We start from the raw sequence: 7,599 nt of genomic DNA on the forward strand, positions 1-7,599 counted from the left end.
GTGTAGCTAGAGTGAGAGGTTGAAGCCTAGGACGAAGCGGCGGACGGGGGGGTAGACACTGATCCCCGTTGTCCCCATGACAGAGCCGTCGGAGGCGGGTAGCTCGGGGTCTACGCCTGAGTACTTCGTGAAGGTCAGGAGGTTCTCAGCATTGAGGTAGATACGTAGGGTCTGTATCTTCAGCTGAGGGAGGGAGAGGTTGTAGCCGAGGGTTAGGGTACGTAGCTTGAAGAAGGAGTTGTTCTCTAGGTAACGAGAGGAGGCCTTGTTCCCATTGTCCTTATTGTTGTATAGGGCACGTGGGTGGGTAGCGATGTCTCCCTTCTTCTGCCAGCGTGACCAGCCCTTCTGTAGAGCCATCTGATTGCGGTCTGTGTAGGCGAGGTCAGAGTCTAGCTCCTGGCGAGAGTAGTTGTAGATCTGTCCCCCGAGAGCGTAGCCAAAGGTAGCTGAGAGGTCAAACTCTCTCCAGCGTAAGCTCGTCGTGATCCCCCCGAAGACCTTGGGTGCAGCAGAGCCGAGCTTGTAGTACTTGGCCTCGGCGTAGTTCTTGGTCGTGACCTTCTTGCCATCAGCATCCTCCTTGTACCATAGGGGACGTCCGTCCTCTGGGTCTACACCTGCCCACTGGGGCATATAGTAGGTGTCGATGGGCGAGCCGATCTCTAGGATACGAGTGGCTGAGCCTGCGATACCGCTCCCGTCGCCGATGATGACTGGCTTGGCGATGTACTGACCCGAGGGATCATACTGACGGAAGATGTCGGTGAGCTTATTGGCATTGTGTCCGATGTTGAGGTCTAGGCTCCAGGTGATGTCCTTGGTGCGGATGAGGTCACCCCCGATAGCCACTTCGATACCTCTATTGTCCATCTTACCGATGTTGCGGTAGACGTGGGTCACCCCTGTTAGGCTGGTGACGGGGACGTTGTAGAGGATGTTATCGGTCTTCTTGGAGTAGAGGTCGAGGGTGAGGCGTAGACGGTTCTCCCAAAGCGAAGCATCGAGCCCGATACCAGCTGTGTAGGTACGCTCCCAGGTTAGGTCTCTATTGCCTATCTGCGAGATGAGCATACCTGGCTGGCCATTGTAGTTGGAGGCTATGGAGTAGAGGTCATACTGAGGGTAGAGGGCAGAGGGGCGGTTACCAGCTGAGCCATAGGAGGCACGGAGCTTGAGCTGGTCGAAGGCCTTGACCCCAAACCATGACTCGCGGTGAATGTTCCACCCACCACTGATGGAGAAGAGCGTCCCATACTTGGCTCTTGAGCCGAGGTTGGAGGCACCATCACGGCGGATAGAGCCCTCGACGAGATAGCGGTTGTCGTAGCTATAACGAGCATTGGCGAAGACGGACTGTACAGCCCACTCAGCGATACCCCCCTTGGCTCTCTCGGGCTTGGCGGTAATATCGAGCACCTCAAAGCCGGGTACAAACCCCGTCCCGTAGACATCGGTCGATTTGCCCCAGTAGTCGTTGAACTCGTAGGCTAGGAGACCATTTAGGTTGTGTAGTCCCCAGCTATTGCTCGTCAGGAGCTTTTGGTTCGTATAGCGTCGGGCTACCTGTCCGTGATACTCGGTGATACGTCCCTGCACGCTCTCTCCACCGCTGGAGCGTGGGTCTTGATAGCCGTGGCTCGTGCTGTGGACGTACTTGTAGTTATTGACCGAGGAGAAGGTCAGCCAAGGAGTGATACGGGCATCGAAGTCGAGGTTGCCCATGAACTCATAGTTACGTCCCTCGGCATGGTTCCACTGCAGGTCTCGGATGTAGTTCGTACTGTTGCTGTTCACCCATCCAGAGTACTGGTGGGGGACGGGCTTGCCATCAGCATCATAGGGACTATCCCAGGGGAGCATAGAGTACATAGCGGAGACGGAGTACTCCCTATCATCGGAGGTCTGCATCGCACCACTGATCATGGGGCGGATGGTGAGCCAGTCGAGGGGCTTGTAGGCAGTCTTGAGGCGGAAGTTGTATCGCTTGTAGTCGAAACCCTTGACGGCGCCCTTCTCATCGTAGTAGCCTAGGGAGAAGAGGGAGTTCATCGTCTCGCTCCCGCCCTGTATCGTGAGGTTGTAGTCCTGTGAGATGCCCGTGCGTGTAGCTAGTGCCCACCAGTCGAAGTTATCGTTGCGTAGGGCGGGCTTCCATCGGGGGAAGGGGATGGTGCTAGCGTTGCCTGTGGAGGCGAAGTAGTCGTAGAGCTCGGCACCGTTCATCATGCGTAGGTTGCCATTGTTCAGGCGGCTAAGGCCTGCACGGACGGAGGCAGAGACACGGAGCTTGCCTGAGCGGCTGCTCTTGGTGGTGACGACGACGACCCCATTAGCTCCAGCAGAGCCGTAGATGGCGGTGGAGGCTGCGTCCTTGAGGATCGTTAGCCCCTCGATGTCCTGAGGATTGAGCTGTCCAGGGTCGTCCCCTACGATCACGCCATCGATGACCCAGAGGGGGCGTGTATTCCCATTGAGGGTGGCTTGTCCACGGATCACCACGGCTGCACTCGAGCCAGGTTGTCCCGATCCAGGTGCGACGTAGACCCCGGGAGCCTTGCCATTGAGGAGGTTGGAGACGGAGGGGGTGGTCATGTCCTTGAGCTTGGTATCCTTGAGACTGATCATTGCCCCCGTGAGGCTCTCCTTGCGCTGTGTCGTATAGCCTACGACGACGAGTTCGCTTAGGGTCTTTGAGTTTTCTGTCAGCTGGATGACTTGCTCCTTCTCGGTAGCTCGTACCTCTAGGGTCTCGTAGCCGATGTAGGAGATGACGAGTGTCACCCCGGGCGCAGCAGACAGGGTATAGCCCCCCTGCATATCGGAGACAGCACCGATACGCTTGTTGCCCTTGACATGGATACTAGCACCGATGATCGGCTCACCAGTAGCAGCATCCACGATACGCCCACGTACCTTCCCAGCTACTTGGGCTAGAGTGAGAGGGCTCGATGACGGCTCTTGCTCGGGGGCTGCACTTGCCGCAAGGGGCAGTGTGCAGATGGTGAGCAGGGAGACGGCAAGCGTACTCCGTAGCCGAGCCCGATGTGAAAGTGGTCTTTCGTTCTTCATTCTTTTGAGTCTTTATGGTTAATGAAGTAGTACAATTCCGTGGCAAATATAGAGCATTCCTAGGGGATACGTACCTAAACTAAGGTGTTCATACTTAATAAAATAATAAAGGAAGTCAGAGCTTTGTCTACCAGTGTTTTACCCAGTGCTTTGAATGATATTTAGGAATGTGTCTGTACCTCGCTCAAGGGGGAGAGTTGGGTGCGCTCACTCCTAAACAAACGATCTAGGTGGGGACTAGTACGAGACCCTCTGCTCCATAGTCATATCACGCTCCTCAATCCGACCCTGGTAGTGACGATACCTAGGGGGTAAAAACGAACATACCGAGAACGCTCATGCGCTCTCGGTAAGGACGCCTTTGCGTTCATACTAAGATCGTAGATGCGCTCTTAGTATGAACGCTGATGCGCTCTCGGTAAGAGCGCAAAGGGGCTATTTGTACGTGCATTGTAACCCCCTCATCATAAGCGATATGAGGGGGTCGATACCTCTCTGGAGGTGCGGGCTATTCGGTCGATGGGAGTTGCTGGGGCTATCTCTGACCTCGTGGGTCGGGATAGGATGAGCCAGCTCTCGGAGGGGGGGCTGATACTAGGCTAGAGCATCGGAGCGAAGAGGCGCATCACAGACTCTGCCATACGTGTCTGCCGACTGCGCTTCTCCCATTCCTCGGCAGTGAGCAGACGACAACGCTTCTTGTCAGCCTCGAATAGGGCGATGAGTCGCTTCGTAATGCCAGAGTCGTAGACGAAGCCCGAGATCTCGAAGTTGTGCTCCAGGCTACGGAAGTCCATATTGGCAGAGCCAATGGAGGCTAGGCTGCTATCGACCATAATGAGCTTGGAGTGAAGGAAGCCCTCGGTGTAGCGATAGATCTTCACCCCAGCCTCCAGCAGTAGAGTCAGATAAGAGTTGGCAGCGTAGGTCGTGAGTCGAGAGTCGGTACGCTCGGGGAGCATGAGCTCCACTTGGACGCCAGCTAGGGCTGCGGTGATGAGGGCGTTATTGAGGTTCTCGGTCGGTAGGAAGTAGGGTGTCTGGATGTAGATACGCTCACTAGCACGAGAGATCATATAGATGATGGCCTGCTCGATGGATCGCCAGTGACTGATCGGGCCACCCGAGACGAACTGCACGGAGGGCGAATATTCGTTGGCTGGTACGGAGGGGTCAAAGTAGCGGTCCATATTGACGACCTTGCGTGAGACGGTGTACCAGTCGATGAGGAAGGAGCTCTGCAGACCCGCCACAGCGACCCCCGTGATACGGAAGTGGGTGTCTCGCCATCGCCCTAGCTCGTTGCCCGTGAGGTAACGCTGGGCGAAGTTCATCCCCCCTACATAGCCGATAGAGCCGTCGATGATGACGATCTTGCGGTGATTGCGGTAGTTCACCGTCGTGGAGAGTAGCGGGAAGGCCACACGCATGAAGGCATAGACCTGTATCCCCGCCGAGCGCATACGCTGCCAGTAGGCCTTGGGGACATTGTACGAGCCGAGATGGTCGTAGATGATACGTATGGTTACACCCTCCTTGGCCTTGCGGATGAGTATGTCGGTCAGGCGGTCAAGTACAGCATCTGCCCCGAAGATGTAGGCCTGTAGGTGGATGTACTCCTCAGCCTGCTCTAGGTCGTGGAAGAGTGCCTCGTACATATCTGCCCCCCAGGCGTAGATCTCTAGGGACTGTAGCTGTAGGAGGGGGGTATTGGAGTTGCGCTGGATGAGCTCGATCAGACGAAGGTGCTCCTCCGTGATCTGTCGCTTGCGCTGTAGGTGCTTCGGTAGGGAGAGCTGCTGGGGGCGACGCATGAGTCGTCGGTAGAAGCGTCGACTGATGCTATGTAGTCGCCTCTGGTCTTGGCCGAAGACGATATAGGTCATGATCCCCACGACCGGTATTAGCCCGATGATGAGGATCCATGCCGATGCCTTCAGAGGGTTACGGTTCTCACTGAGCACCGTGCCGATGACCCCTAGGGTGGTCACTATATAGGCTATGATGAGCCAGCTAGAGAATGCCATAAGAATGAGAAACCAAAGGGCTAGATGAGCGCAGGGAACTCCCCGCAGTCAGGCTAGCTCGTGACGAGTAGGTGGTAGCGATCCATACGTACCACTCGGTAGCGTCTCAGGGGGGACTGGGCAGAGCCCTCCTCGGGGCGACCAGTACCCTGTAGCACCTCGAAGGCACTCCTGCAGCTCGGGCACACCAGTCGCATCCCCTTCACCTCCAGCTGTGCTCCCTGACTATGCTCCCCTGGGCAAGCGAGGTCAAAGGCGTAGAACTCCTCCGCCTGCTCGACAGAGCGTACCACCGCTAGCCCAGCATTGCCGAGACGATCCTGTGCCGTCTCGGGCTGGGTGATACGCACGATGCCCGCAGGAGAGAGTAGTGCCCTGTGGCGAGTATCCTGCAGGTGGAGGTGGTAGTACACCGCAGCCTGAGGTACCCTAGGCTCCACAGCTCTCGTACAGGATACGAGCCCGACGAGCCCAGCGAGTGCGAGGTAGTCACACAGACGAGCCATACTATCTAGGAGGTGTAGGGATCAGTGAGGGGAAGGGTAGGATCAGTAGGGGAGGATAGCCAGCATATCGGCTAGTCGCTCGATACCCTCCTCGAGCTTGCTCCCGATCATCTTCCGGATGAAGAAGTTTAGGTCGGCACGTAGGGTCAGCCTGAGGCGTGTATCGTTAGGTGCGGGCTCGAGTAGCTGTATCCACAGGGTGAGGTCTAGGGGAGACTGCTCGGTGGCAAGCTTGATCGTACCCTCAGGCTCACGCTCTATGACACGTAGCAGGAGTCTACCTGCGCCGGGGATGACGAAGGCACAGCTATCCGCATCGATAGGCTCTATCTGGATCTTCTCCTTAGCCTCCTCGGGTAGTCGATCCCGTACGGAGGCTAGACCATTGAGGTCGGAGAGACGCTCATAGACACGATGGCGGGGGGCAGCGATACTCTTGATCGAACTGGTATAGTCACTCATTGAGATAAGTCTAATGTATGAGGTGATAGGGGCGATAGGGACGGGGGCGCACTAGCATCTCCCCGTCCAGGTGTCTGGGCTCTGACGCCACTGCTTGAGTAGCGACTCGTCCTCGGGCGAGATGTAGCCCGTCGCAAGGGCCTCGGCGATCACGGTGTCGTAGTCGCTGAGGGTGACTAGACGCACAGAGGCTTCGGCGAAGGCCTCTACAGCCTGAGGGAAGCCATGGGTGTAGACAGCGACCATGCCGAGGACTTCGCTACCAGCCTGACGGAGGGCCTCTACGGCCTTGAGGCTGCTCCCACCTGTGGAGATCAGATCCTCTACGACGAGGACACGGCTACCCTCGGGGAGCTCTCCCTCGATCTGATTGCCCATACCATGATCCTTAGCCTTGGGACGTACATAGACGAAGGGGAGACCTAGGAGGTCTGCTACGAGTGCGCCCTGTGCGATAGCACCCGTAGCGACACCTGCGATGACCTCGGGCATCCCGTATTCCCTACGGATGGCCTCAGCAAGCTCCTCCTTGATGAGGGTACGTACGGCAGGATAGGATAGGGTGACACGATTGTCACAGTAGATAGGGGACTTCCACCCTGATGCCCAGGTGAAGGGTGCATCGGGCTGGAGCTTGACGGCCTTGACTTCGAGCAGGGCTTTGGCAACACGCTCAGCCGTGGTCTTTGTATTCATTTGTCGATGTATCTGATGTATATTGAAGAGTAGAGTCTTAGGGGAGGTCGAGGGTGAAGCTATCGGCATCCTCCCATACGGGGAACTTATGCCTTAGGTCAGCCAGCGGAGCATAGTCGAGTGTCGCTACGAGGACTGTCTCCGCACTCTCCTCTGCCTCGGCGAGGGCTTCCCCACGAGCGTTGAGTATCGCTGAGTCGCCCGTGTAGACGAGTCCCTGTGGATCGGTGCCTACACGATTGAGCCCGACCATATAGGCGAGGTTCTCCATAGCTCGTGCTCTGAGGAGGGTCGAGAAGACCCGACGACGAGGACGAGGCCAGTTGGCCACGCAGATAATGAGGTCATACTCATTATGCACGTTGCGACACCAGACGGGGAAGCGCATATCATAGCAGATGATAGGCAGTATCCGCCAGCCATGGAAGGAGAGTATCTGACGCTCCGTAGCTGCAGAGACGAACTCCCGCTCGCCACCAGGGGCGAAGAGGTGTCGCTTAGGCTGTCGCTGCATCTGTCCCTGCTCGTCGATGAGGAAGAACATATTATAGATCTTGCCATCGCTCGCCCGTGTGAGGTAGCTCCCAGCGATCCCTACTTGGTACTCCTTGGCTAGCTCTGTGAGGAGAGTACAGACCTCGCCTCGATCTTCGTCAGCGAGCTGTGCGGCCTCGGCAGAGAAGCCTGTCGTGATCGTCTCAGGGAAGATGATGAGCTCAGCCTCGTGGGCATGCTGGGCTACGTAGCTGCGGATGCGCTGGCAGTTGCCCTCGACATCATTCCATAGGATGGAGCACTGCACAGCTGCCACACGTAGGGTGGGGGAGGGAGAGAGG

At 57.0% G+C, this 7,599-nt stretch carries 6 protein-coding genes; all 6 read right to left on the reverse strand.

All coding sequences use genetic code 11. The features are described from left to right. Window positions 1-6 precede the first annotated feature (6 nt). Complete coding sequence (locus QZ170_RS05370) at window positions 7-3,072, reverse strand: TonB-dependent receptor (protein WP_297178240.1); 3,066 nt, start codon at window positions 3,070-3,072, stop codon at window positions 7-9. A gap of 599 nt (window positions 3,073-3,671) precedes the next feature. Beyond that, window positions 3,672-5,099: a cardiolipin synthase gene (cls, locus tag QZ170_RS05375; protein ID WP_297178243.1), complete on the reverse strand. Its 1,428-nt coding sequence runs from the start codon at window positions 5,097-5,099 to the stop codon at window positions 3,672-3,674. A 53-nt stretch (window positions 5,100-5,152) separates the two neighbouring features. Beyond that, the gene (locus tag QZ170_RS05380; RefSeq protein WP_297178246.1) at window positions 5,153-5,605 is read right to left on the reverse strand and encodes a hypothetical protein; all 453 of its coding nucleotides are present in this window, start codon (window positions 5,603-5,605) and stop codon (window positions 5,153-5,155) included. A gap of 42 nt (window positions 5,606-5,647) precedes the next feature. After that, entirely contained in the window at window positions 5,648-6,067 is a 420-nt protein-coding gene (locus QZ170_RS05385; protein ID WP_297178249.1) for an SRPBCC family protein, read from the reverse strand. Between the two features lie 51 nt (window positions 6,068-6,118). Further along, window positions 6,119-6,763: an orotate phosphoribosyltransferase gene (gene pyrE, locus QZ170_RS05390; protein WP_297178251.1), complete on the reverse strand. Its 645-nt coding sequence runs from the start codon at window positions 6,761-6,763 to the stop codon at window positions 6,119-6,121. A gap of 37 nt (window positions 6,764-6,800) precedes the next feature. Beyond that, window positions 6,801-7,599, reverse strand: a 799-nt coding sequence (locus QZ170_RS05395; RefSeq protein WP_297178254.1) for a nitrilase-related carbon-nitrogen hydrolase, incomplete at its 5' end; no start/stop codon positions are given.

This window comes from uncultured Porphyromonas sp., assembly GCF_905372525.1.
Lineage (GTDB): Bacteria > Bacteroidota > Bacteroidia > Bacteroidales > Porphyromonadaceae > Porphyromonas.